Origin of the sequence: Guyparkeria sp. SB14A (assembly GCF_005096345.1) — a bacterium.
In the GTDB taxonomy this organism is placed as follows: Bacteria; Pseudomonadota; Gammaproteobacteria; order Halothiobacillales; family Halothiobacillaceae; genus Guyparkeria; species Guyparkeria hydrothermalis.
Map to the genome: position 1 here is coordinate 1 of NZ_SWAW01000096.1, position 253 is coordinate 253.

Annotated in this window: 1 protein-coding gene; it reads right to left on the bottom strand. The window is 67.2% G+C overall.

The genetic code is table 11. The features are described 5' to 3' along the window. Nucleotides 1–40: 40 nt before the first annotated feature. The coding region (locus FAZ79_RS11535) for a hypothetical protein (protein ID WP_169303697.1) at nt 41–253 on the bottom strand (213 nt) is incomplete at its 5' end.

A 253-nucleotide genomic window follows, 5' to 3' on the forward strand; every position in this document is an offset into this window, starting at 1 on the left:
CCGCCGGCGGTCACCGACGGCAGGTGGCCGCGAGGGAAAATCAGGGCAGTCGAGTCGCGGTGCTCGAGCCCGCCAAACCCCGACTCGTCGAGCGCGACCAAGAACAGGTACTCGTCGAACGGCGCGCGTCGAACAGCTCGATCTCGGTCTCGCAGATGCGCGCGACATCGCTGGCGATCCGGTCGAAGTCGGTTTCGGGTAAGGCGTTGGTGAACACCATCCGATGCAGCACGCCGCCGGCCGTGAACTGGCG